This is a genomic window from Achromobacter sp. MUI-25009338 (assembly GCF_057359325.1).
The window spans coordinates 3814686-3837848 of sequence record NZ_CM170627.1; the positions used below are offsets into that span (position 1 = coordinate 3814686).

Genomic DNA, 23163 nt, shown 5'->3' on the forward strand with positions numbered 1-23163 from the left:
GCACCGGCGGCGCCCGCCGCCGGTCAGGCTCCCGCCGGCGCCGCGACGCTCGCGGCGCCGCGCATATCCGGCGCATGCCGCTGGCTGCGCCAGGCCTCGTATATGAGTTCCGGCCGGTTTTCCGCCAGCAAGGCCGGGTCCGACAGCATGCGCCGCCACCGGCGCGCCCCCGATTGCCCGTTCACCAGGCCCAGCATGGGCCGCGTCATCACGCGCAGCGGCACGCCGCGCGCGACCTGGCGCGCGGCGTATTCGGTCATGGCGTCGACCACCTGCGCATCGCTGGGCAGCCGCAGGAACGGCCACAGCTGCAGGGAAATCTCGGACAGCACGCGCGGCGTATGCCAGGCGGCGCGGCCCAGCATGACCCCATCGAAATCGCCGGCGGCGCGCACCGATTGCTCGGCGTCGGCCAGGCCGCCGTTGAGCACGAAAGTGCAATCCGGAAAGTCGCGCTTGAGCTGGCGCACCACGTCGTAGCGCAGCGGCGGGATCTCGCGGTTGTCCTTGGGCGACAGGCCCTTGAGCACCGCGTTGCGGGCATGGGCGATGAACACCCGGCACCCGGTGTCGTAGATCTTGCCGACGAAATCCCGAACGAATTCATAGGATTCGTCGTAATCCAGCCCGAGCCTGTGCTTGACGGTGACGGGAATGTCCACCGCGTCCTGCATGGCCTTCATGCAGTCGGCCACCAGCGCCGGCTCAGCCATCAGGCAGGCGCCGAAAGCGCCCTTCTGCACGCGCTCCGACGGGCAGCCGCAGTTCAGGTTGATTTCGTCGTAGCCCCATTTGCGGCCCAGCCGGGCCGACTGGGCCAGGGCGTCCGGCTCGCTGCCGCCCAGTTGCAAGGCCACGGGATGCTCGGCCTCGTCGAAATCCAGGTGGCGTTCGACATTGCCGTACAGCAGCGCGCCGGTGGTGATCATTTCCGTGTACAGGCGCGCGCGCGGCGCCAGCAGCCGATGGAAAAAACGGCAGTGGCGGTCGGTCACATCGATCATGGGGGCGACGCACAGCCGCCAGTCGGGGGAGTCCAAGAATCACTCTGCAAAACAAGGGGATGCGGTATTTTACGGTGCTTGGCCGGATTGTGTCCGGCAAGCGGCTTGCGGCTCCCGGACGCCCACGGCCGGGCCGATGCGGCGGGTGGTCTAAAATTGCGCCGCCGCACAGGCATGTCCTGGCCTTCCGTTAACCCCTGACTCCCGCATATCAATGGCCGTATTCACTCCCGTATCCGACGACGACGCGCGCAGCCTCCTGGCGCATTTCGACCTGGGCGAGTTCATTTCGCTGCGGGGGATCACGGCGGGCATCGAGAACACCAACTACTTCCTGTACACGAGCCGCGGCGAGTACGTCCTGACGCTGTTCGAGGTGCTGACGCAGGCCCAGCTTCCGTTCTATATCGAACTGATGTACCACCTGGCCGAGCGCGGCATCCCGGTGCCGCGCCCGCAGACCCTGCGCGACGGCACACGCCTGACCACCCTGCACGGCAAGCCCTGCGCGATTGTTTCGCGCCTGCCCGGTGGCTACGAGCCGGCGCCCGGCGTCGCGCACTGCGCGCTGGCCGGCGCCACGCTGGCGCGCGCCCATCTGGCCGGCCGCGACTTCCCCCTGCAGCAGCCCAACCTGCGCGGGCTGTCGTGGTGGCTGGAAACCGCGCCCAAGGTCCTGCCCTTCCTGGAGCCCGCCCAGGCCGATCTGCTGCAGGCCGAGCTTGCCGCCCAGCAGGCCGCCGCCGCAACGCCCGCCTGGCAGTCGCTGCCCGGCGGTCCGGCCCACTGCGACCTGTTCCGCGACAACGTGCTGTTCGCCGGCACCTTCGAAGACCCGCTCATGGGCGGCATCATCGATTTCTATTTCGCCGGCTGCGACACCTGGCTGTTCGACGTGGCGGTCAGCGTCAACGACTGGTGCATCGAGCGCGACACGGGCGAGTTCGTCCCCGAATTGGTAGCATCCTGGCTGGGCGCCTATGCCGCCGAGCGGCCGTTCACGGACGCCGAACGCGAGGCCTGGCCGCTGATGTTGCGCGCCGCCGCGCTGCGTTTCTGGATATCGCGGCTGTACGACTTTTTCCTGCCGCGGCCGGCGCAGACCCTCAAACCGCACGATCCGCGGCACTTCGAAAGAGTGTTGCAGGCGCGCCACCGGCCGGGGCTGCCCATATTGCCGTAACGGTCATGGCCCCCATAATGACGTATAGCGTCCCTTTTTGAGAGATTCCCCTTCTAGAGAGCCATGCAAGCAGCATTCCTCCCCGCGGCGTCCGGCTGGCAATGGGTTCGAGACGGCTTCCGCCTGTTCCGCAAGCAACCCCTGGCCATGTTCACCTGGGCCATGGCCATCAGTCTCCTGGTCGTTTTCGCCACCGCAACGCCGCCTATCGGTCCCATTCTGGTCGTTGCGCTGATGCCCATCATCACCCTGATGACGCTTTCCGCATGCAAGCATGTCGAGGCCGACCGGGTCATGCTGCCCTCGATGTGGGGCAAGCCGCTGAAACAACCGGGGGTCTTCAGGAAGCTGTTCCTGATGGGATTGCTGTATGCCGCGCTGTGCATGGTGGCCGGCCTGGTGATTTTCCTGCCCTTCACGGATGCGATGGTCGAAGGCATGCGCATCGCCTCCGTCGAGAAAAGCATGGAGCCCATCCTGTCGGCGATGGCCCTGCCGCTGTCGTTGTTCGCCATCGTCTACGTCGTGATCGCCGCGCTCTTCTGGCACGCGCCGGTGCTGGTGGCCTGGCACGGGCTGCGCCTGGTCCAGGCGCTGTTCTTCTCGGGCATCGCCTGCTGGCGCAACAAACTGCCGTTCCTGGTGTACGGCGCCACCTGGGTCCTGATCTTCCTGTTCATCGACCTCTGCGCCGGCCTGCTGGTGGCCATCGGGCTATCGCCGCAGTTTGCGGGCACGCTGCAGATCCCCTTCAATATCGCCGCCGGCGGCGTGCTGTATTGCAGCTTCTACCCCGCCTATACCTCCGTATTCGGCATCGAGAACGCCGGCGCGCATCTCAACGACGGCAACGGCGCCCAGGCATAAGGCCACGCGCCAGGGCGCCAGCGCCCGGCGTGCCCGCAGCACCCTTCCATCCGGCGCCACGAACGCCACGTCGATCGCGTAGCGCATGCCGAAGGTATGCACGCCCGCGCAGGGCGCCAGCAGGATGCCGCAGCGCGGCCCGGGCGGCCGGCGGCCCAACAGCCCCCGCAGGCGGGCGCTCCAGCGCGTGACTTTCAGCAACCTGAGGCGGCCCCGCGGCAAGGGCGTGGGCCTGCTCATTGCACGCCCTGCAGCAACTGGACCGCGATCGGAAACGCCAGCACGATGAAGGTGCACGGAAAAATGCAGGCGATCAGCGGCAGCAGCATTTTCACCGGCGCCTGCATGGCCAGTTGCTCGGCGCGCAGATGGCGGTCGCTGCGGCACTGCGCCGCCTGCGCCCGCAGCACCGGCCCCAGACTGATCCCCAAAGCCTCGGCCTGGGCCACCGCCGCGGCCCAGTTGCGCGCCAGCGGGCTGTCGCAGCGCTGCGCCAGGGCCTTGATCGCGGCGCTGCGGGACACGCCGGCCCGCATCTCCGCCAGGGCGTCGGCCAGCGCATCGCGCAAGGCGCCCGGCGGCCCGCTGCGCGCCGCCAGCTGCAAAGCCCCCTGCACGCTCAATCCGGCCTCCACGCACAGGGTCATCATGTCGAACACGAACGGCAGGTCCCGTTCGATGCTGCGACGCCGCTTGCGGCCCAGGTCGAGCAGCCAGAGCCAGGGCGCGGCGCCGGCCGCCAGCGCGGCCGCGGCCGTCCAGGCGGCCCATGCCCAGGGCCCCGCCTGCGTCAGGGCGGCCATGCCGGCCAACACCGTCGTTCCCGCGGCCACCGCCGCGCTCCAGCACAGCGCGGCCATGTGGGCGTAGCCTACGCCGGCCGGCAGCGCGGCCCGGTCGATGGCGCGCATCAGGCGCAGGCGCCAGCGCCAGGTGCACAGGCGCCCCGCCAGCGGCGCCGTGGCCGAGATCCACGGCCAGGCCGCCCGCCACCACCAGGGCAGCGTCGCTACCGCCGCAAGGCCCTGGCGCAGCAGCGGCTGCAGCAAGGCCCACGCCAGCCACGCCGCGCAACTGCCCGCCGTGAATAGTCCGAGATATAGCCACACCCTGGCCTCCCTTCAGATATCGATGCGGATGATGCGCCGGATCAGCAGCACGCCGGCGGTCTCCAGCACCGCCACCACGGCCAGCACGGCCCAACCCATCGGCGTGCGCCACAGCAAGCCCATGACGTCAGGTTCCAGGCGGTCGAGCACGGCCAGCAGCATGGGCAGCGCGCCCACGATCCAGGCCTGCAGCCGGCCCTGCGAGGTCAGCGCCACCAGCTTGGCCTGCAGTTGCAGCCTGGCGCGCAGCGTATGGGCGATGCTCTCCAGCGCCTCGGCCAGATTGCCCCCCGTCTGCGCGGCGATGCGCATGGCCGCCACCACCAGCGAAGTCGCTTCGGCGGGCATGCGGCCGAGCAGGTTTTCCAGGGCCGTGTCCCAGGGCACGCCCATGCGCTGTTCGCGCAGCATCAGTCCGAATTCCTGGGCCAGCGGCGCGCTGCTTTGCTCGACGACGTGGCGCAGGCCCGTGCCCAGCGCGACCCCGGCCCGCAGCGCCGAGGCCAGCATCAGCAGGGCCATGGGCAATTGCTGCTCGAAGCGGCGCGCCCGCCTGCGCCGCAGCGCGTCGATGAGCGCGCGCGGCATGCGCGAAGCCAGCGCCGCGGCCAGCGCGGCCGCGACGGCGCTGCCCGTCAGCGGCAGCACCAGGGCGGCGGCCAGGGCCGCGCACACCATCGCCCCGGCCCACAGCTGGGCCGGATCGATGAACAGGAATACTTCGCTCAGCTTCAGCCCGGCCTCCTGGGTGTAGACCTCGCGGTAGCGCCGCAGCGCGGGCGCGAACCAGCCCTGCGCGCGCCAGGCCAGCACGATGGCGCAGATCATTGCGCCCGCCGCGGCCAGCCAGATCACGGCAGGACCTGCGGATAGGCCGATGCGCCGGCCTCGCGCCCCGCCGCGTCGGAGAACCAGCCGGGATCGAAGCCGGCTGCGCTTTCACTCCATTCGCGCGCAAAGCCGGGCATGGCGCCGCAGCCGGCGAAGCCGTGGCGGCGGTCGTAGCGGAACAATTCCTGCAACTGTATGCGCCCGCTTTCCATGCCGGTCACTTCGGTGATGGACATCACCGCCCGCTGCCCGTCGGCCAGCCTTGCCTGCTGCACCACGACGTCCACGCTGGCCGCGATGTGTTCGCGCACGGCCGACAGCGGCAGGTCGAGCCCGGCCATCAGGATCATGGATTCCAGCCGCCCCAGGGCGTCGCGGGCCGAGTTGGCGTGCAGCGTGGTCAACGAGCCCTCGTGCCCCGTATTCATTGCGGTCAGCATGTCGAAGGCCTCCGGCCCGCGGCACTCGCCCACGACGATCCGGTCCGGCCGCATGCGCAGCGCGTTGCGCACGAGTTCGCGGATATCGATGCGCCCGCGCCCTTCCTGGTTGGCGGGCCGCGCCTCCAGCGCGACCAGATGCTCGTGGTTCAGGCACAGCTCGGCGGCGTCCTCGATGGTGACGATGCGCTCGCCTTGCGGAATCTCGTTGGACAGAATATTGAGCAAGGTGGTCTTGCCCGAACCCGTGCCGCCGGAGACGACCAGGTTCTTGCGCGTGCGCACGCACAGCCCCAGGAACTGCGCCATCGCGTCGCTCAGGGACCCGGCCGCGATCAGGTCGGGCATGCGCGGGCGCTGCCGCGGAAACTTGCGTATGGTCAGGCTGGCGCCCTTCATCGCCACGGGCGGAATGATGGCGTGGACCCGCGAGCCGTCGGACAGGCGCGCATCCACCATGGGAGAGCTTTCGTCGATGCGCCGCCCCAGCGGCGTCACGATCCGCTCGATGGCCCAGCGCACCGACTGCTCGCTGGTGAAGGCGGCCGGATGGCGCGACAGCCGGCCGCCGCGCTCCACGTAGATTTCGTCGTGGCGGTTGACCATGATCTCGGTGATATCGCCGGCGGCCAGCAGGGGCTCCAGCGGCCCCAGGCCGACGGCCTCGTCCAGCACCTCGCGGCACAGCGCCGCGCGGTCCGTGCCGGCGGCGAGGTCCAGGTCATCCGCGACGATCTGCGTGAGCAGCCGCTCGGCCTCGGCGCGCAGCATGGCGTCGCTCATGCCCGCCACGTCGCGCCGCCGCAGGTCCAGCGCTTCCAGCAGCGCCGCATGCAGGCGCCGGCGTTCGTGCAGCAGGTGCTGCGGCGGCCCGGGCAAGGGGTCGGCCTGCGCGCGACGCGGCGGCTCGGACGCGCAGGCGGCCGGCGCGGCCTGCGGCGGCGAGGCCAGCGACACGCGCAACCGGCACGGGCCGATCAGGATCTCGTCGCCGGGCAGCACCGGCGCATGGCGCACGATCCGCGCGCCATTGACCATGGTGCCGCCCAGCGTGCCCAGGTCCTCCAGCACGATGGCCGCGTCTTCGCGCAGCAGCCGCGCATGCTGGCGCCCCACGCGCCAGTTCGCGATGCGCAGGCCGCAATGCGCGCCCCGGCCGATCAGCAGCGGCGCGGCCGCCTGCAGCCTGCGCACGGCCGCATCCTCGAACGTCAGTTCTATGGCAAGCATGGTGTCACTCCTTCTTCTGCCCCACCCATTGGGAGCCGGCGCCCGTATAGGGGTCCCAGCCGGCGGCGGCGGCCGGCGCCGCGGTTCCGAGCCGGGGCGGCTCGGGAAACGCCGCATCGAGCGCATCGCGGCCGCGGCGCACGCGGTCGGCCATGGCCGGCTCGTTCTGCGAAATGATTTTGGGCGTGACGAATATCGCCAGCTCTGTTTCGCGCAGCTGGTAGCGGCGCGACGCGAACAGCGCGCCGAGGATGGGAATGTCCTGCAGTCCGGGCAGGCCGCTGACCTCGCTGGCGCGTTCGCGCGACAGAAAGCCGCCGATGACCAGCGTGCTACCGGAACGGACGTTGAATTCGGTGGAGGCGCGGCGCGTGCGCAGCGCGGGCCCGCCCGGCACGCTGAGCGAGGCGTCCACCGAACTGGCCTCCACCTCGATGAGGGACCGGATCACGCCGTTGCGATCGATGCGCGGCGTGATCCGCAGCGAAACGCCATACGGCTTGAACAGCGTGGTGGAATTGCCGCGCGCATCCGTCGATGCGTAAGGGACTTCGCCGCCGGCCAGAAAGGTCGCGCTGGCGCCGCTGCGCGCGAGCAGCTGGGGCTGCGCCAGCATGACGGCCTCGCCGCTTTGCGCCAGGGCGGCCAGGCGGGCCGACAGCAGCGCATTGACGCCGAAATACCCGGCGGCCGCCGTGGCCGCGCCGGCGGTGGCGACCACGGCCTCTCCCGGGCGGCTCATGCGCCCCAGCGAACCCGCGTCCCACGCCAGGGCGGCGTTGAGACCGCCCTGGCTCACGCCGGCCCAGCGCACGCCCATTTCCCTCAGCCTGGACGTGGGGATCTCGACCACTTGCACGTCCAGCAGCACCATGCGGTCCCAGCCCACCTGCCCGGTGAAGTCCAGCACCGCGGGATAGCGCTCGGCCAGGGCGGCGATGCGCGCGCGGTCGTCGTCGGAGAGGTCGTCGCCTTCGATCACGATGCGCCCGCCCACGTCCGAACTGCGCGCACCGGGAATACGCCCCAGCAGCTCGCGCACCTCGGCCCGCAACTGCGGCGCCCCCGCCGCGACGACCCGCAGTTCGTAGGCCCGGGGCTGCCCCCTGCCCGTCCAGACGTGCATGGACGACACGCCTTCGGCGCGCGCGAACACCACCACTTCGCGTCCCTCGGCCGCGACCGCCCCGACCACCTGGCCGTTGCCGATGGCCACCCGCCGCACGCCGGGGTGCGACAGCACCCGCGTTTCCCCCACCTGCAACTCCAGCACTTCGGCCTGCGCACGCGCCGCCGCGCAGGCCAGGCACATCGCCAGCGCGGCCAGCGCCGCGAGCATGCGCGTCATGGCCGCTCCTCCCGCGTGTCCGTTGCGATGCCGGCCGCCGCGTCCCGCAGGAACCCGTCGGCCTGCGCGTCGAGCCGGTCGCCGTAGAGGATGGCCACGCCCGGCGCGGCCTTGGGCGCGGGGTCGAGTCCGATCAGGGCGGCCAGGTCGCTTTGCGGGCTGCGGGCCACCCGGGCCGCGTCGTCGCGATGGCGCAGCAGGGCCGTCAGGGCGCCGGCCTGGCGCGCCGCCACGAACCGCATGGCTTCCTCGGGGCTGGCCGCCAGCGTGACGTTGCCCGGGCTGCCGCCATCGCCGTCGTCCTCGCCCTGGCTGCCCACGGCAAGCACGCGCATGCCTTGCAGGACGGGCACGGTCAGCTCGCGCTGCCGGTGCGTGAAGCTGACGTAGATGTCGATCGCATCGCCGGCGCGCAGCATCTGCGCCAGCCCGCCCAGGTCCGCGGCGGCCACGCTCAGGGCGCGTTGCCCGGCCCGCAGCCGCGACGCCAGCGCGGGCGCCGGCGCATCGAAGCTGAGATAGGCGCGCAGCAGCGATTCGCCGCGGGCGACGTCGGACTGCAAGGTGGCGCCGAGTATGCCGTCGAGGTCCAGCGGGTCGATGCTGGCGCTTGACGCCCATTGCTCCGGAATGTCGCGCACGGCCAGATGGGATTCGTCGAGCCGCGTGCCCGCCTGCAGGTCATGGGCCGCGACCAGCCGGCTGACCAGGGGCACGCGCGCTTCGGCCTCCAGCACCTGGATGCGTTGCTGCACGTGTTCACGCACCGCCCAGGCCGATACCAGCCCCGCGCCCAGCGCCAGCGCATACACGCCGCCGCGGCGCAGCCGCTGCCGCGCCTGGATGAGCCAGCTTTTCATGGCGTCCACCCGCTGGTCAGCAGCCCGCTGCCGGCGGCCAGCGGCGCCAGCGAAATGCGCAGCCGCGCCGCCCCCTTGGTCCACCATTGCGGCGCGCCCGCGGCAGGCAGCGGACGCCAGCCGGCGCGCTTCAGGCCCTGGGCCACGCGCCGGGCCAGCCGCGCCGGCGGCTCGCCGTACTGCCAGATGCGCTCGGTGACCAGGACGCCGCCGTCGCGCACCGCGATGTCCAGCCGCAGCCTGCCGCCGGCCGGCAGCCATTGCGGGCTGGGCGGGCCGGCCACGGCGCGCGTGTCCGCCGCCGAAATGCTGCCTACGGTCCGCCGCGGCCCCAGGCCTTCCATCTGGACGATCCATTGCTCATGCCCGATGCGCCCGGACAGGATCGCCTGCCCGGGCAGCACGCGCAGATCGGCCAGGGCGGGCTGTTGTCCCGACAGGAAACGGACCAGATCGGAAACGCCCAGCGGCGCGTCGAACACCTGCACCCGCGCCGGCATGCCATGCAGCCACATCGCATCGGCCAGCGGTTCGCGGCGGGACCCGGCCGGCAGGCGCAGCGCCTCCAGCGCCGCCGGGCCCGCGCCCGCGGCCGGCGGCGGCCACATGCCCGCCGCGCAAGCCAGCGCGCCCGCCAGCGCCAGACGCAGGACGATCGAAGGCGCCGCGTTCATGGCCTGCCCTTCCGGCGCGCGCCGAGCCGATCGGCCGGCACCACGTCGGCCCAGCCGGACAGCCAGTCCAGCGACAGCCGCGGCCGCCCCCAGGGACCGTCCATGCGCTCGACGAGGCCGGACAGCCGCCGGGCCTGGACCAGCGAGGCCGCTTGCGCGCGCCGCCACGATTGCGGCGCCTGCCCGATGCGGCGCTGCGCGTCGGCGTCGCCCCAGGCGTAGCCGGCGCCGCTTGCCACATGCGTGCGGCGGGAGACCGGCAGCGCTTGCGGCCCGGCCTGGGCCTGCACGCTCAGCAATTGCAGGCCGGCCTCGAACCAGGCCTGTTGCAAACCGGCAAGGCGCGGCGCAGCGACGCCGTCCAGGGTCTCGGCCGCGCCGGAGAGATTCGCGCGCGCCGCGGCGCCATCCACGCCTGCCAGGGGTTGGCCCCGCGCGGCGGCCATGACGGCCTGGCGGCTGGCCTGGGCCATTTCCTGCGCCGCGTATTGCAGCCCGCCGATGCGCGTGACGGCCCATGCCAAGACGGCCAGCAGCGGCAGCATCAGCAGCGCTTCGATCATGGCCTGGCCGTGTTGCCGGTGCTGGCGCGGCTTCATGGCGCCTGCCTTGCGCCGGCCGCTTCCTGGGCGGTGACGGCGGACAGCCGCGCCTGCCAGTACGGCCGGAATAGCGTGGCGAGTTCGCCGCGCCCGTCGGCCCGTGCCTGCGGGCGGACGAAATAGGTTTCGGCGGCCGAGGTGACGGAGACCGCCCCGGCCCGGCCCAAGGCGGCGTAGGCGAACCGGCCCACGGGCGCGGCGACCGAGCTGCCCGCGTCCGTGGTTTTCAGGGCGGAGCCCGCCAGCCTGACCGACACCGCGAAACGCAGCGGCGCGCGGCCGCGGGCGGCGGCGACTTCGCGGTAGGCCGGCAGCCCCGTGGCGCCCCAGCGCTGGGCGTCGGCCATGGCGTATGAGTTGGCCAAGGGATTGGTCGCGCCCTCGAAGATATTCCAGGACGTGGAGAGTTCGACCCAGCGCCAGAAGTCCTGTTGGGAAAAATCCGGCGGCGGTTCGTCCACGTATTCCAGGCCCTCGGGCGCGCGGCTCTTGTCGCCCTGCGCCGTCGCCCAACCCATTGCGTATTCCCGGTAATAGCAGCCGATCCAGCGGTTCGACCGCAGCGCGTGGTAGGACTGGGTGTCGAGGGCGCCCCAGCGTCCGTCGGGGCTGAGCCAGGTAAATCCGCGGCGCCGCAGTTCGTGCCGATGCAAGGGGCAGCGCGGACTGACCACCCACGGATTGCGGCGCGTGGCGCTGCGGCTGTCGAGGAAACGGTAGCGCGCCACGGCCTGTTCGACCGCCGGCCGCAGGCCGGACCGGCGCGTGGCCAGTCGGCGTTCGACATAACCCGGCCAGCCGTCGGACAGCAGGCGCAGCGACAGGGTCGGCGCGGCATCCGCCGCGGCGGCCTGCGGAAAGTTCGCGGACAGCACCTTGCGCATGATGCGCTCGCGGGAACGGGGCAGCTCGGCCACGGCCGTGGCGGCCGCGGCCTCCAGCACCTGCCGGACGATGCGGTCGTGCCGGCCGAATGCGTCGGCAAGCCGCTCTTCGGCCCCCGGCACGGCCCGGGCCGCGCCATAGGCCAGCCCCAGGTCGGGGCCGAACAGCATGGCGATCAGGCCGGCCGGCGGATTGGCGCGCAGGCGCTGCGCCTGCATCTTGCGGGCATACCGGGCCGAGGCCGCCAGCGTGACCAGATGCGCCATCGCCACCTGATGGGCGATCTGCGTGCGGTTGGCGTAGGCCAGCGCGTTCAGGGTGCGCGCCTGTTGCAGCGCGCCGCTGTATGCCGCGGCGTCGGCGGCGTGCGTGAGCCGGGCCCGCGCCTCCACGGTCTGCCCGAGGTTGTACAGGGCCACGAGAGCAGCCGCGCCCAACCCCGCCACCAGCAGCCCCAACACCAGGGCCTGGCCTTGCTGGCCAGGCAAACGCGCGCGGCCGGGCCGGGTCATTTGGCGTCCGCGGCGTTGCCGGTAAAGGACTTCAAGGAACGCGCCTTGGTCTGCGCAGCCGCTTTCTTCGCCGCCTGCCGCGCCGCGCGCGATTCCGTGCCGCCGTTTTCGCCCGCGAGCTCGCGCGCCATGGCCGCCGTCTGCGAGCGCACGACCTGGCCGAAATACTGGTACACCGCAATCGCCGCCACGGCGACCAGGGCCACGACCACGATGTATTCGGTCATGCCCTGGCCCAATTGACGCTTTCGATATCCCGACATATCCGTTCTCCGGCACGTGAAAGTAGGCTTCAGTGTCGGTTTGCGGACCGGAGGCGACAATTCGCGGATACCGAGGCGGGCAAAAGCGTCACCGGCGGCTTGACGGCTCGGCAGCGCCCGCCGGACGATGTTGTAACCCTTTAATATTCAAGGGTTTTCCCTATTGCCCGACCATCCGGGCGGCAGTAGATTGGAATTGCCCGGTTGTCTGACACCCATCGCGTGCGAAACCGGGCAGGAGCGCTCCAGACTCACCATGAGCTGGGGCGCTCTTCCATTTCCGGCCCCGGGACCGGAAACAGACGGGGCGCCCGGGCAGGCGCCCCGCTGCATTGCTTCCAGAATGGATTATTTGTGGCTGTGCGACTGCCGGTCCATGGAGTGCTGGATGCCTTCTTCTTCGAGTTTCTGCTGCTGGAGTATGCAGTTGTCGTACGCCGGGCTGGATCTGGAGATTCCGAGGGAATCGCATTTGCGCCTGTAGTTTTCGGCTTCCATCTCATCGAGCGCAGTGCATCCGGCAAGCAGTGAGCCTGCGACGAGAAAACCCGGCAGCAATTTAATGCGCGAAGCCAACGCCATCATTCTGATTTCTCCCTTTTTCCGTTGAAAAATAAGAACGGTTCACCCGCGACAGCGCCGTTGCGCATGCGCTTGTCGGGAATCCAGGGTATCCCTTGGAACCTGGGCCGATTGTCACACAACTATGTGTCCGCAATGCTGGCCGCTCAAGAATCCGTCAAACAGCATGATTTCGACAGTGCGCCGGAAAAGAAGAATGCTTGGCGGATGAACTCATAAAATAATAATTGCCCGCTATTTTTCAGTATTGACACTTATTGGCGAGTTAGCAGAAAACGATCGAAATTGCGATGCGCTCCTTACGGCGGGGCAAATTGCCGCGAGACCCTACCGTATTATTGATTCGCCCGGTTCAAGGGTATGAAAATCGAGCATTCTGCTCTGTCAATAGGAGTCATCTGAAATGGTTCGCAAGTTTTTTGCAAGCGTTGCGGTAATCGCAGCTTTCTCCGCCGGTAGCGCGTTTGCGCAGGAACCGGCCGCCACGCACAATGAATTGGCAAGCCACCACCAGCAGCAGGCTGCCCATCACAGCCAGCAGGCTGCGCATCATCATCAACAGGCTGCGCACCACCATCAGCAGGTGCAGCATCACCAGCAGAAGGCCGAGCACCACGCCAAGCAGGCGCAAGCGGCCAGCACCGCGAAGAAGTAACGCTACGCGCCGCATTACCCCGTTCCGCAATACCGAGCCATTGCGGACGGGGCTTTACCCATGCTGTATTTCGATACCTCCAACTGCCATGAATCGCGGTTCGGAGGCATCGCGTTTCATGGAGTTAATTTGCACGCTGGATGATTGAGCGCGCCTGCGGATCATATTAAGCTCATGGTCCGCCACTGGGCGGAAGTCGGTAGTTTCACGCCTGTCGCTATCGTCGTTCAGATATTGCACATGAACAAAAACATACTGGAAGAATTTCCGCAGGCCTGGGGCCCTTCGTACTTGCTGGGCAGGGGCGCATTGGTGCACGCCTCGATTCATCCGAATGAACACCGCTCGACCGCGAGTTCCCACTATTTCATGAATTTCCTGACACCGGTGCCGCAGCGGGCGCTGGCATTGAATTCCGATCGAGCGGAATTCGGCTTCACCCGCGCCGGATGCCTGGAGATAATCCCGCAAGGCTCGGACTATTCCTCTCAGTGGGGCGCATACAAAGAGTGCGTGTTCATCGCCGTGCCGGACGAGCACCTGCGATCGCTTGCCTGGAAAGAAGAACTCGATGACGCCGTGGAATTCGCGGCGCCGGGCATCGGACATGTGGACGAGTATGCCAATCAGATTTCGCGCAGCATGCTGCGCGAGGCGCAAAGCACCGATCTCGGCCATGGAGAGTGCCTGGACGCGCTTTGCACGCTGTATCTGGTGCATATGCTGCGCCGCTACACGTCCCGCGCCCACGATGGCGCCGGCCGGCCGACCGGAGGATTGCCGCAGAGAAAATGGAAAATGATCAATGACTACATCCAGGCGAATCTCGCGCAACGCCTGACCCTGGAATCGATGGCGGAACTCGTCCATCTTTCGCCCAGTCATTTCGCCCGGGCATTCAGGCAGACCACGGGGCTGCCTCCGCACCAGTATGTCCTGCAGATGAGATTGATGGCGGCCAGGAACCTGATGCAGTCCACCCGCTCCTCCCTGGGCGAAGTGGCGCGGCTGGCCGGGTTCGCCAACCACAGCCACATGTCGGCGTCGATCCGCAAGGCGTGGGGCTTGACGCCGTCCCAGGCGAGAAAGCGGCTGCGCGCGGGATAGCGCCCCGGCGGCGATCATTTTTCTTGCCGCAACCGGAGAATTGGCCCGATACTGAACCGCCTGTGTTCAGTTTGTCCTCAGACCGCTTATCGGAATCCCGGAGGAGCAACATGAACGACAAACCCGCCATCATTCTTGTCCACGGTTTCTGGGGCGGCGCGGCCCACTGGAGCAAGGTCATACTCGCGCTTTCGCGCAAGGGCTACCGCGATCTGCACGCCGTCGAAATGCCGCTCACCTCGCTGGCCGACGACGCCGAGCGCACGCGCAAGATGATTGCGCAGCAGACAGGCCCCGTGCTGCTGGTGGGCCATTCTTACGGCGGCGCCGTCATCACCGAGGCGGGCAACCAGCCGAACGTGGCCGGGCTGGTCTATATCGCCGCCTTCGCGCCGGACGCCGGCGAAAGTCCCGGCGGCATCACGCAGCGGCATCTGCCGGCGGCCGCGCCCAACCTGGCGCCCGACAGCGACGGCTATCTGTGGCTGCGCGCCGACAAATTCCATGAAAGCTTCTGCCAGGACCTGTCCGCCGACGAGGCGCTGGTGATGGCGGTGACCCAGAAGGCGCCGCTGGCCTCGACCTTCGGCAATAACGTCTCCGACCCGGCATGGAAGCACAAGCCGTCCTGGTACCAGGTGTCCAGCCAGGACCGCATGATCGCGCCCGAGAACCAGGTCTGGATGTCCGGCCGGCTGGACGCCCGCGAAGTGGTGACGCTGGAAGCCAGCCACGCCTCGCTGGCATCGAAAGCCGAGGACGTGGCCGCGCTGATCGACAGGGCGGCGTCGGCATAGCCCGCCGCTTCAGTCGCGCCCCGCTTCCCACAGCTTGCGGGCCAGGCCTGCCGGATCGGAGAACATGACCTGGTGGCTGCCGGGCATGTGCACCACCCGGCACGGGAAAAGCCGCTCGGCGAAACGCGGAAACCAGGCGTACCGGCCGGGCGGCATGGCCACGTCGGCCTGCGCGTTCAAGTAAGTCCTGGGCACCTCCAGCTGCTCGAAGGTCTTCAACGGCACCTTGTCGGTCAGCATGCGGTACGGCTCCGGACTGAGCAGGCCGTAGGTATGCCGGGCCACGGCCAGGCCGGCGTCGCCGATGAAACTGTCGCGCCAGACGTGGAACGGCAGCGTCACGGTGTTGTCCGGGCTGCGCGCGGCGATTTCATCCATCATGCGGTTGTAGGCCGGCGGCGAGACGTCGGCGATGCTCTCGCCGTCGCGCAGCACGAAGGCGTTCCAGTAGACCAGCCGGCGCAGGCGCTGCGGCACTTCTTCGGCGACGCGAGAGACGATGCTTCCGCCGAAGCTGTGCCCCACCAGCACGATGTCGCGCAGCTCGTGCTGGCGGAGGTAGTCCACAATGGAGCGCACGCCGTCGGCGTGCGATACCTGCCTGTCGGCATGGGCGCCGTGTCCGGCGACGGTAGGCGTGTGCACGCGGTGCCCGGCCAGCCGCAGATGCTCGGCCACCGGCGCCCACAGGCCGCCGTCGTGCCAGGCGCCGTGAATCAGCACGAAGGTGTAGCTGTCGTTCATGGTGACTCCAGTCAGAAGGTCTGCAGCGGCGCCAGCGCCTCGAAGCGTTCGACATCCGGCATCTCGCCGACGCTGGCGCATTCGCCGTCCGCGTTCGCGCCGAAGCGCATGATGCGCGGCGCGGCCAGGCCGGGCGCCGGCGGCAGCGCCGGCCAGGCGGGCAGGCCCGCGCCGGACGGCTCGCCCGCGCGCACGAAGTTGATGAGCATGGTCCGCATCGCCAGCGACAGGCGTTCCACCTGCGCCCCCGCGCCCAGCTTCGGCCGGTAGAACGGATGGCCGTGCGTGCCGAACCAGAACGGCACGTCGGCATTGTGCGGCGTACCCCGGGCCGGCGCGGCCAGGGGCTGGGCGAACTCGTAGTAGTAGACCGAGCCGTTGCCCGCGGCGGCGGCCGCCTGCGCGATGCGCCAGGTCGGATAGCGGTACGCGGCGTCGCTCTGGAGCGCGATCAGCACCTCGCCGGGCGAACGCGCCGCGCGGCCCTGCGGGTCGAAGGCGGCCAGCAACTGCGCCGCGTCGATGCGCGGCGCGCCGCCCGCGAACCGCTGGCGCAGCAGCCGGTCCACGGCGGCATGCAGCGCGGCCTTGCCGTCCGGAAGCGGCGGCGTCAGCTGGCCGTCCTGCAGCGGGTCGTACAGGTCCAGCGTAAAGCTGCTTTCGGTACGCGTATTGCCGATGAGCATGGGCTTGTCGGCCAGCGCGCGGGCGCCGGGCCAGGCGGCCACGACGCTGCCGTCCAGCGCGGGCCAGCGGCGTCCGTGGCCGGTGCGCGTGCGCACCTCGTAGCCCGCGAAAAAGGCCGCCTCGCCCTGCGTCAGGTCGCGCGCGGACAGATGCCGCAGCCCCGGCACGGTCGTGCCGAAATGCGCGGCCAGGTCTTCCACGTACACGGCAAGATCCTCGGCCGTGGCCACGTCGGGCGGCGCGATATGCGGCACGCTGGCCAGCACGAGCCGGGCGAAGCGCGGGGCCGTGTCCGGATGCTGCGCCAGCAGGCAGGCGCTGACGGCGCCCGCCGACTGGCCCATGACCGTGATGCGGTCGGGATCGCCGCCGAACGCCTCGATGTTGGCATGCACCCATTCGAGCGCGCGGGCCTGGTCCTGCAGCCCCCAGTTCGCCTGCGCGCCCGTCAGCGGATCGCGCAGGGCGGGATGGGCGGCGAAGCCCAGCATGCCGAGCCGGTAGTTGGGCGCGACCACGACGATATCGCCCTCGGCCGCCAGCCGCGCGCCGTCGGCCAGCGGCAGCCCGTTGCTGCCCGTGACGAAAGCGCCGCCGTACAGCCACAGCAGGACCGGACGCCTGCGCCCGCCGCCATTGGCGCCAGCCCCTTCGGGCGTCCAGACGTTGATGCCCAGGCAATCCTCGTCGGTGCGCTCGGGCGCCGGATAGATCCAGTTGACGATGCCCGCGACGGTCTGCGGCGGCGCCGCGCCGGCCAGCCCCGCCTCGCGCACGCCGGCCCAGGGCCGCTCGGGCCGCGGCGAGCGGAAGCGGCCGGCGCCGGTGGGCGGCTCGGCATAAGGAATGTTCAGGAAACGGTCGACGCCGCCGGCGCGACGCCCGGCCAGCCTGCCCGAGGGCGTGTCCTGCACGCGGGTCCGCGCGCCGTCGGCATGTGTGTTCATGGCTCTCCCCTGCCCTGGCGGGCGCCGGACGCCGGCGGCCCTGTAGCCGTCGACAGTAGCGTCCGGCATGGCGCAAGGCACCTGCCTCGATGGATAGGCGGCACGCGGCCTATCGAATCGGCGGGGTGACGCGCCCGGGGCGGGATGTCAAGTTGGCCGCCGCAATCGGTCGCGGCGCGGCCGGGCGATTTCCTCCCTTCATCCAGTACGGAGATTCACATGACTATGCAGCTCGACGAGCGCTACCTGCCGTTGATCGGCGGCAGCTTCCAGGCGCGCTCGGACGCCTGGTTCGACGCGATCGATCCCGCCACCGGCGCGCATCTGGCGAAGATCGCGCGCTGCGGCGCCGACGAGATCGACGCCGCGGCGCGCGCGGCGCGCGAGGCCCTGCCCGGCTGGCGCGCCACGCCCGCGGCCGAACGCGCGCAATGCCTGCTGCGGCTGGCCGACGCCATCGCCGCCGACATCGACAGGCTGGCCGAAATCGACGCGCGCGACATCGGCCGCCGTCTCGCCGAGACGCGCATGGATCACCAGTTCGCCATCAGCCAGTACCGCTATTTCGCGGCGGCCGTGGTCACGATGGAAGACTTCGGCGGCCCCACGCCGAACGGGCATTTCATCGCCATGCGCGAGCCCATCGGAGTGTGCGGCCAGATCATTCCGTGGAACGTGCCGGCCATTATGACGGCCTTCAAGCTGGCGCCCGCCCTGGCCGCCGGCAACACGGTGGTGCTCAAGCCCGACGAGAACGCGTCGCTGTCCACGCTGGTGCTGGCGCAGAAGCTGGCCGATATCTTCCCGCCCGGCGTGGTTAACGTGGTGCCGGGTTTCGGCGAGGAAGCCGGCGCGGCGCTGACCGCGCATCCGCATATCGCCAAGATCGCCTTCACCGGCAGCAGCGAAATCGGCCGCGTGGTCGCCACGGCGGGCGCGCAGCGCCTGGTGCCGGTGTCGCTGGAACTGGGCGGCAAGAGCCCGAACATCGTGTTTCCGGACATCGAGGACCTGGACGCCGTGGTCGACAATGCCGCTTTCGCGGCGACGTTCTGCAACGGACAGTCGTGCCTGGCCGGCACCCGCCTGTTCGTGCACGACGACATCTACGCGACCTTCGTCGACAAGCTGGCCGCGGGATTCTCGCAGCTGCGGGTCGGATCGCCCGTGGCCGCCGACACCCAGCTCGGTTGCCTGGTTTCGGCCAAGCAGGGCCAGCGCGTGCTGGACTACATCGACGTCGGCCGCCGCGAGGGCGCCCGGCTGCTGGCCGGCGGGCGGCGGGTGGAGGTGCCGGAGCACGGGCATGGCTATTTCATCGCGCCCACGCTGTTCGAGGCGACCAACGACATGCGCATCGCGCAGGAAGAGATCTTCGGGCCGGTCCTGTCGGTGATCCGCTGGAACGACTTCGACCGCATGATCCACGAGGCCAACGACGTGCGCTACGGCCTGGCCGCCGGCATCTACACCAGCAACCTGAAGCACGCCCTGCGCACCGCGAAGGCGCTCGACGTGGGCTCGGTCTGGATCAACCAGTACGCCAACCTGATGAGCGGCGCGCCGTTCGGCGGCAACAAGGACAGCGGCATCGGCCGCGAGGTCTGCCGCGAAACGCTGCACATGTACAGCCACCTGAAAACGGTCGCCCTGTCGACGGAGGTGCCGGCTCCCTGGTATCTGTGATACGCGCCGACGATGTTGCGCGAAAGCAGGCCAATGGCTCGCCGCTGGCCTGCGGTGCCCGCTTACCTGCGCAGCGACGGCGCCGGCTCCTGACTGCGGATTTCGCGCGGGACGATCATCTTGGGGTCGACGAGACGGCCCTCATCGAGAATCAGCTTGCCGTCGATGGTGAGGGTGCAGTCCCGCATCGGGATATCGCAGTGGCCCATGGTTTCACGCGTGCCTCCGCCCAGGGTGTTCGGCCCGGTCGAGAACAGGAAGTTGCCCGCGATCACGCGCGCGTTGGCCCGATTGCGCTCGGGCACGTCGCCATACAGACCGCTCCAGTACCAGCGCGCCTGCGGATTGAGGCCCCAGCCCAGGTGCGAGACGGCGAACGGATCGGTGTCGTCCGGCGAGGTCTGGTTGTCTTCCAGCCAATCCTTGATCAGCTTGGCGTCCAGCCCCCCATCGATGGACGTGATGATGCCGTCCTTGATCTGCATATCGACCGCATCGGACACGTAGCGGCAATACGGCAGGATGATGATGTCGCCCGGCTGCAGGATCACCCGGCCGTTGGCGCTGCCGTCGTTGGGGAACATCTGCACGAAGCCGCCGCCCCACAGGTCCCAGTGGCCTTTGTCGTCCGCCGCGCCCCACAAGGCCATGGTGCCGTACTGGCCGCCCTTCCAGCGCAGATCGGTTCCGTCCTTGCGGGTCATGTGGCCTTCTCGCGCCTTCTTGAGGATGTTGTCGGAATACTGCACGGCCTCCTTCAGGCCTTCCGGCGCCATCAGTTCCTCCAGGTCGTCCGGCGAATCGTGGATCAGCAGGATGCGTCCGCCGGCCTTGACCACCCGTTGCATCCATTCGGCCCAGATGGGGATGTGGAACAGCACGATCACGTCGGCCTTGCACAGGGCGTCCATGGCGCCCTTGCATCGGCTGATGATGTCCACCCCCATGCGCACCCAGCTAGGCACCGCGCCCAGGCGGATCTCGTAAGCGTCCGCGCCGAGTTCCTCGGACGCGACGATGGCCGCATTGATGTAGTCGTCGCGCACGGTGAGGTCGCTCAGCACCACCACGGTTTCACCGGCCTTGACCTTGCATTTCTCCAGCTGCTTTTTGAACAGCGACGGGATACGGGCGTTGTTCAGCTCTTGCGCGCGTACTGCTCCATTTCTCATGTCTGCCTCACGGTTTGTATGAATGACGGGCCGGACGTTTCCCGGCCGGCTGCCCCGCACGGCCCGGCCCGCAGGCGGCGTGCCGGGCGATTCGAGACTACGCACCCGCGCGCGCCGGCACACCCCCCGGATCAGATAGGCCGGCCTCGCCCGCGCCTATCCGATTCGATCAGTGCCGGGCCGGCAACGGGTTATCCCCAAGCCAGCCGGGGTTCAGGCGCCGCGGCGTATCGGATAAGGTACGAGAGCCCGGCACCGTTACATCCGCCCCCTTCGACGCCCACCATGCAACCCACGCTGATCCCGACCAAGCTCGCGCCGGCCGCCCAGGCCGGCCCCTGGCTGGCGCGCCCGCGGCTGGTCCGCGCGCTGACCGGCGCCGGCCCGCGCGCCGTGCTCATCTGCGCCCCCGCCGGCTACGGCAAGACCACGCTGATGAGCCAGGCATACGCGCAACTGGCGGCGCAGGGAGAACGGATCGGATGGGTCAGCTGCGACCGGCACGACGCCGCGCCGGTGGACTTCCTGCGCTACCTGATGGCGGCTGCGCGCCAGGCCTGTCCCGGCGCGGGGCGGCGATTCTTCGGGCTGGCCGGCGCCGACGCGGGCATTTACCTGGACACCGCGCTCGCCGAGCTGGCCGCCATCGATGCGCCGCTGACGCTGTTTCTGGACGACGTGCACCATGCCGCCTGCGCCCTGCCCGATTTCCTGGAGGCGCTGGTCCGCTATGCCCCGCCCACCATGCGTTTCGTGCTGTCGGCGCGCGATGCGCGGCGCCTGCCCCTGTGGCGCCTGCGCGCCGAGAACCGCCTGGCCGTCATCGGTGCGGCCGAGCTGGCCTTCGACGCCGGCGAGGCCGATGCCTATTTCCGCGACTGCGCACCATGCCGGCTGGAACCTGCGCAAGCGGCCGCGCTGCTGCGGGCCACGGAAGGCTGGGCCATGGGCCTGCAACTGGCGCGCACGGCGCTGGCGCAGACCGGCGATTACCGCGCCGCGGCGCAACGCCACCGCGGCGGCAATCCGGAGATCGGCGGCTACCTGCTGCATCACGTGCTCGACGAGCAGCCCGATGAGGTGCGCGAATTCCTGCTCAAGACGTCGATCCTGGACCGGCTGTGCGCGCGCAACTGCGACGCGCTGCTGGGACACGCGCGCAGCGCCCGGATGCTGGACGTGCTGGTCCAGGCCGGCCTGTTCCTGGCGCGCCTGGAAGGCGAAGACCGCTGGTTCCGCTACCACCCGCTCTTCCAGGAATTCCTGCAACAGCGGCTGGAAGTGGAATATCCGGACGAGTGCGCGACGCTGCGCCGCAGCGCCAGCCTGTGGTTCCGCGAGCACGGCTGCGCCGAGGAAGCGCTGGCGCTGGCCCGCGCCACGGAAGACATGCCGTTCATCGCGCAGACCCTGGAAGCCACCAGCAATACGCTGGCCTATGTGGGCAACCACAGCGCATTCCAGACGGCCGCGCGCGCGTTGCCGCCGGCCGCGCTGAGCGCGTTTCCCCGCCTGGCGCTGGAACGGGCCTGGATGGAAACGATGCGCTGGAATTTCGCGCAGGCCCACCATCTGCTCGAACTGGCGCAGGCCCACATGACGGCCCGCGCCGACCCCGGCTCCGATTTCGGCGAACTGCTGCTGCACCGGCGCATGGTGCTGGCTTTCCATTGCGGCGACAGCGTGGACGCCGCCCGGCTATGCGAGCAGTGGCTTGCGCGCTATCCCTGCGCCGAGCCTTTCATCAGCGGCACGGCCTACAGCGTGCGGATGTTCGTGCGCGCGCTGCAGATGGACAACCCCGGGCTGGCGGCCGCTTCGGGAAAGGCGCTGGACCTGTACCAGGGCAGCGGACTGCACAACGCGATGGTCTGGCACAACTGCATACTCGGCCTCACCCACGAAAGCCGCGGCGAGATCGACGAGGCGCTGCAGGCCTATACGCAGGCCGCGGCGCAGGCCGGCAGCCTGGTCGGCGCGCCCGCCGGCGTGCTGGCCATGCCCGCCGTCCTGACGGCCCACGTGCTTTACGAACGCAACGCGCTCGACCGGGCGCGGCAGCTGATCGACGCCACGCCCGAGGCCGGCCAGCCCGGCGGCCTGATCGAGTACATCGTCGCCTATTTCATGACGCGCAGCCGGCTCGCCGCCGCCAGCGGCTCGGCCGAGCAGGCCCTGGCTATCCTGGAGCAGGGCATGGACTTCGCCGCCAGCTATGCGCTGCCGCACATCGCGCAGGCCTTCGAGGTCGAGCGCGTGCGCCAGCTGCTGGCCGCCGGCGGCATCGACCAGGCGCGCGACATCGGCGCGCGCCTGGGCCTGCGGCCGGATGCGCCGCGCCTGCCGGCCGAAGGCGCGACGCTGCGCGAGGCCAACATGGCGATGACGTGGGGCCGTATCGCGCTGGCCTCGGGGCAGTCCCGCAGCGCGGCCACGGCCATGCAGCGCTGGATGGAGCACTGCATGGCGCGCAAATGCCACCGCCAGGCGGTGCTGTTCGCGGTACTGGCGGCGCGCGGCAAATGGCTGGCGCGCGATACCGGCGCGGCGATGCGCCTGCTGGCGCCGGCCGTCAGGCTCAGCGCCAGGTTCGGCTTCGTGCGCACCTGGATAGACGAGGGCGCGCCGGCCCGCACCCTGCTGCTCAGGCTTTACGAAACCGACGGCCCCTTGGCGGTCGAGGACAAGATCTACACACGGGTCTTGCTGAGCCAAATGGGCGGCCATGCCGACCCTGCGGAGATCGACATTCCGCAAAGGCTGGACCCGGCGCGCAGCAGTCCGCTGAACAACCGGGAACTGGAGATCCTGGCGCTGGTGAGCCAGGGCATTACCGGCCGCTTCGTCGGGCTGCGCCTGGGCATCACCGAAGGCACGGTGAAGTGGTACATGCAGCGCATATTCGACAAGCTGGGCGTGCGCGGCCGCCGCCAGGCCATCGACGCCGCCCGCGCGCTGGGGCTGGTCGGCTGAGCGCC

At 69.7% G+C, this 23163-nt stretch carries 21 protein-coding genes and 1 pseudogene; 6 read left to right on the forward strand and 16 right to left on the reverse strand.

The annotated features are described in order from the left end of the window. Positions 1 to 23: 23 nt before the first annotated feature. Positions 24 to 1004: a tRNA dihydrouridine(20/20a) synthase DusA gene (dusA, locus tag AC1IQ6_RS18135; RefSeq protein ID WP_485866583.1), complete on the reverse strand. Its 981-nt coding sequence runs from the start codon at positions 1002 to 1004 to the stop codon at positions 24 to 26. Between the two features lie 214 nt (positions 1005 to 1218). On the opposite strand from dusA, the gene AC1IQ6_RS18140 reads away from it, so the two are divergent. Then, a complete protein-coding gene (locus AC1IQ6_RS18140) occupies positions 1219 to 2187 on the forward strand; it encodes a homoserine kinase (protein WP_111827270.1) in 969 nt (322 codons plus the stop codon). Between the two features lie 63 nt (positions 2188 to 2250). Then, entirely contained in the window at positions 2251 to 3054 is an 804-nt protein-coding gene (locus AC1IQ6_RS18145) for a BPSS1780 family membrane protein (protein WP_246842574.1), read from the forward strand. Positions 3055 to 3063: 9 nt separating this feature from the next. Here AC1IQ6_RS18145 and AC1IQ6_RS18150 read toward each other — a convergent pair. The 12 genes and pseudogenes from AC1IQ6_RS18150 to AC1IQ6_RS18205 all read right to left on the reverse strand — a co-directional run. Beyond that, positions 3064 to 3294, reverse strand: a pseudogene (locus AC1IQ6_RS18150) (DUF192 domain-containing protein); the annotation flags it as partial. After that, positions 3291 to 4163, reverse strand: coding sequence for a type II secretion system F family protein (locus AC1IQ6_RS18155; RefSeq protein ID WP_102771694.1), 873 nt, complete (start codon positions 4161 to 4163; stop codon positions 3291 to 3293). The gene AC1IQ6_RS18155 and the pseudogene AC1IQ6_RS18150, both read right to left, overlap by 4 nt. 12 nt (positions 4164 to 4175) lie before the next feature. Then, positions 4176 to 5018 carry a type II secretion system F family protein gene (locus AC1IQ6_RS18160; RefSeq protein ID WP_485865112.1) on the reverse strand — a complete coding sequence of 281 codons (843 nt, stop codon included), beginning with the start codon at positions 5016 to 5018 and terminating at the stop codon, positions 4176 to 4178. Then, entirely contained in the window at positions 5015 to 6664 is a 1650-nt protein-coding gene (locus AC1IQ6_RS18165) for a TadA family conjugal transfer-associated ATPase (protein WP_111827265.1), read from the reverse strand. The genes AC1IQ6_RS18160 and AC1IQ6_RS18165 overlap by 4 nt, the downstream gene beginning before the upstream one ends. Before the next feature lie 4 nt (positions 6665 to 6668). Further along, positions 6669 to 8003, reverse strand: coding sequence for a type II and III secretion system protein family protein (locus AC1IQ6_RS18170; RefSeq protein ID WP_485866584.1), 1335 nt, complete (start codon positions 8001 to 8003; stop codon positions 6669 to 6671). A 5-nt stretch (positions 8004 to 8008) separates the two neighbouring features. Continuing rightward, a complete protein-coding gene (gene cpaB, locus AC1IQ6_RS18175; RefSeq protein WP_485865113.1) occupies positions 8009 to 8872 on the reverse strand; it encodes a Flp pilus assembly protein CpaB in 864 nt (287 codons plus the stop codon). Then, positions 8869 to 9546, reverse strand: a complete 678-nt coding sequence (locus AC1IQ6_RS18180) for a hypothetical protein (protein WP_485865114.1) — start codon at positions 9544 to 9546, stop codon at positions 8869 to 8871. The genes cpaB and AC1IQ6_RS18180 overlap by 4 nt, the downstream gene beginning before the upstream one ends. After that, positions 9543 to 10145, reverse strand: coding sequence for a pilus assembly protein (locus tag AC1IQ6_RS18185; protein ID WP_485865115.1), 603 nt, complete (start codon positions 10143 to 10145; stop codon positions 9543 to 9545). Before AC1IQ6_RS18185 ends, AC1IQ6_RS18180 begins: the two co-directional genes overlap by 4 nt. After that, a complete protein-coding gene (locus AC1IQ6_RS18190) occupies positions 10142 to 11545 on the reverse strand; it encodes a hypothetical protein (RefSeq protein ID WP_485865116.1) in 1404 nt (467 codons plus the stop codon). Before AC1IQ6_RS18190 ends, AC1IQ6_RS18185 begins: the two co-directional genes overlap by 4 nt. Next, positions 11542 to 11808 (reverse strand): hypothetical protein, encoded by a 267-nt coding sequence (locus AC1IQ6_RS18195; protein WP_111827260.1) that lies wholly within the window; start codon positions 11806 to 11808, stop codon positions 11542 to 11544. Before AC1IQ6_RS18195 ends, AC1IQ6_RS18190 begins: the two co-directional genes overlap by 4 nt. Positions 11809 to 12156: 348 nt before the next feature. Next, a complete protein-coding gene (locus tag AC1IQ6_RS18200; RefSeq protein WP_111827259.1) occupies positions 12157 to 12393 on the reverse strand; it encodes a hypothetical protein in 237 nt (78 codons plus the stop codon). A 391-nt stretch (positions 12394 to 12784) separates the two neighbouring features. After that, positions 12785 to 13060 carry a hypothetical protein gene (locus AC1IQ6_RS18205; protein ID WP_146748022.1) on the reverse strand — a complete coding sequence of 92 codons (276 nt, stop codon included), beginning with the start codon at positions 13058 to 13060 and terminating at the stop codon, positions 12785 to 12787. A 225-nt stretch (positions 13061 to 13285) separates the two neighbouring features. Between AC1IQ6_RS18205 and AC1IQ6_RS18210 the strand changes: the two genes are divergently transcribed. Together AC1IQ6_RS18210 and AC1IQ6_RS18215 are read left to right on the forward strand one after the other, a co-directional pair. Further along, entirely contained in the window at positions 13286 to 14152 is an 867-nt protein-coding gene (locus tag AC1IQ6_RS18210) for a helix-turn-helix domain-containing protein (RefSeq protein ID WP_168202334.1), read from the forward strand. Positions 14153 to 14262: 110 nt separating this feature from the next. Further along, a complete protein-coding gene (locus tag AC1IQ6_RS18215; RefSeq protein ID WP_102771704.1) occupies positions 14263 to 14949 on the forward strand; it encodes an alpha/beta hydrolase in 687 nt (228 codons plus the stop codon). Between the two features lie 9 nt (positions 14950 to 14958). Here AC1IQ6_RS18215 and AC1IQ6_RS18220 read toward each other — a convergent pair whose 3' ends face one another. Both AC1IQ6_RS18220 and AC1IQ6_RS18225 read right to left on the reverse strand, forming a co-directional pair. Further along, the gene (locus tag AC1IQ6_RS18220) at positions 14959 to 15693 is read right to left on the reverse strand and encodes an alpha/beta fold hydrolase (protein ID WP_102771705.1); all 735 of its coding nucleotides are present in this window, start codon (positions 15691 to 15693) and stop codon (positions 14959 to 14961) included. A gap of 11 nt (positions 15694 to 15704) precedes the next feature. Next, positions 15705 to 17327 carry a carboxylesterase/lipase family protein gene (locus AC1IQ6_RS18225; protein WP_485865117.1) on the reverse strand — a complete coding sequence of 541 codons (1623 nt, stop codon included), beginning with the start codon at positions 17325 to 17327 and terminating at the stop codon, positions 15705 to 15707. 219 nt (positions 17328 to 17546) lie between these two features. On the opposite strand from AC1IQ6_RS18225, the gene AC1IQ6_RS18230 reads away from it, so the two are divergent. Then, positions 17547 to 19013, forward strand: a complete 1467-nt coding sequence (locus tag AC1IQ6_RS18230) for an aldehyde dehydrogenase family protein (protein WP_479730175.1) — start codon at positions 17547 to 17549, stop codon at positions 19011 to 19013. Between the two features lie 62 nt (positions 19014 to 19075). On the opposite strand, the gene AC1IQ6_RS18235 is transcribed toward AC1IQ6_RS18230, so the two are convergent. Next, positions 19076 to 20185, reverse strand: coding sequence for a 2,5-dihydroxypyridine 5,6-dioxygenase NicX family protein (locus AC1IQ6_RS18235; RefSeq protein WP_102771707.1), 1110 nt, complete (start codon positions 20183 to 20185; stop codon positions 19076 to 19078). A 285-nt stretch (positions 20186 to 20470) separates the two neighbouring features. Between AC1IQ6_RS18235 and AC1IQ6_RS18240 the strand changes: the two genes are divergently transcribed. Beyond that, the gene (locus tag AC1IQ6_RS18240) at positions 20471 to 23158 is read left to right on the forward strand and encodes a winged helix-turn-helix domain-containing protein (RefSeq protein WP_485865118.1); all 2688 of its coding nucleotides are present in this window, start codon (positions 20471 to 20473) and stop codon (positions 23156 to 23158) included. The last annotated feature ends 5 nt before the right edge of the window (positions 23159 to 23163 follow it).

Coding starts and splice junctions, on each gene's coding strand:
- dusA (WP_485866583.1), bottom strand. CDS start 1,004: ATGATCGATGTGACCGACCGCCACTGCCGTTTTTTCCATCGGCTGCTG.
- AC1IQ6_RS18140 (WP_111827270.1), top strand. CDS start 1,219: ATGGCCGTATTCACTCCCGTATCCGACGACGACGCGCGCAGCCTCCTG.
- AC1IQ6_RS18145 (WP_246842574.1), top strand. CDS start 2,251: ATGCAAGCAGCATTCCTCCCCGCGGCGTCCGGCTGGCAATGGGTTCGA.
- AC1IQ6_RS18165 (WP_111827265.1), bottom strand. CDS start 6,664: ATGCTTGCCATAGAACTGACGTTCGAGGATGCGGCCGTGCGCAGGCTG.
- AC1IQ6_RS18170 (WP_485866584.1), bottom strand. CDS start 8,003: ATGCTCGCGGCGCTGGCCGCGCTGGCGATGTGCCTGGCCTGCGCGGCG.
- cpaB (WP_485865113.1), bottom strand. CDS start 8,872: ATGAAAAGCTGGCTCATCCAGGCGCGGCAGCGGCTGCGCCGCGGCGGC.
- AC1IQ6_RS18180 (WP_485865114.1), bottom strand. CDS start 9,546: ATGAACGCGGCGCCTTCGATCGTCCTGCGTCTGGCGCTGGCGGGCGCG.
- AC1IQ6_RS18185 (WP_485865115.1), bottom strand. CDS start 10,145: ATGAAGCCGCGCCAGCACCGGCAACACGGCCAGGCCATGATCGAAGCG.
- AC1IQ6_RS18190 (WP_485865116.1), bottom strand. CDS start 11,545: ATGACCCGGCCCGGCCGCGCGCGTTTGCCTGGCCAGCAAGGCCAGGCC.
- AC1IQ6_RS18195 (WP_111827260.1), bottom strand. CDS start 11,808: ATGTCGGGATATCGAAAGCGTCAATTGGGCCAGGGCATGACCGAATAC.
- AC1IQ6_RS18200 (WP_111827259.1), bottom strand. CDS start 12,393: ATGATGGCGTTGGCTTCGCGCATTAAATTGCTGCCGGGTTTTCTCGTC.
- AC1IQ6_RS18205 (WP_146748022.1), bottom strand. CDS start 13,060: ATGCGGCGCGTAGCGTTACTTCTTCGCGGTGCTGGCCGCTTGCGCCTG.
- AC1IQ6_RS18210 (WP_168202334.1), top strand. CDS start 13,286: ATGAACAAAAACATACTGGAAGAATTTCCGCAGGCCTGGGGCCCTTCG.
- AC1IQ6_RS18215 (WP_102771704.1), top strand. CDS start 14,263: ATGAACGACAAACCCGCCATCATTCTTGTCCACGGTTTCTGGGGCGGC.
- AC1IQ6_RS18220 (WP_102771705.1), bottom strand. CDS start 15,693: ATGAACGACAGCTACACCTTCGTGCTGATTCACGGCGCCTGGCACGAC.
- AC1IQ6_RS18225 (WP_485865117.1), bottom strand. CDS start 17,327: ATGAACACACATGCCGACGGCGCGCGGACCCGCGTGCAGGACACGCCC.
- AC1IQ6_RS18230 (WP_479730175.1), top strand. CDS start 17,547: ATGACTATGCAGCTCGACGAGCGCTACCTGCCGTTGATCGGCGGCAGC.
- AC1IQ6_RS18235 (WP_102771707.1), bottom strand. CDS start 20,185: ATGAGAAATGGAGCAGTACGCGCGCAAGAGCTGAACAACGCCCGTATC.
- AC1IQ6_RS18240 (WP_485865118.1), top strand. CDS start 20,471: ATGCAACCCACGCTGATCCCGACCAAGCTCGCGCCGGCCGCCCAGGCC.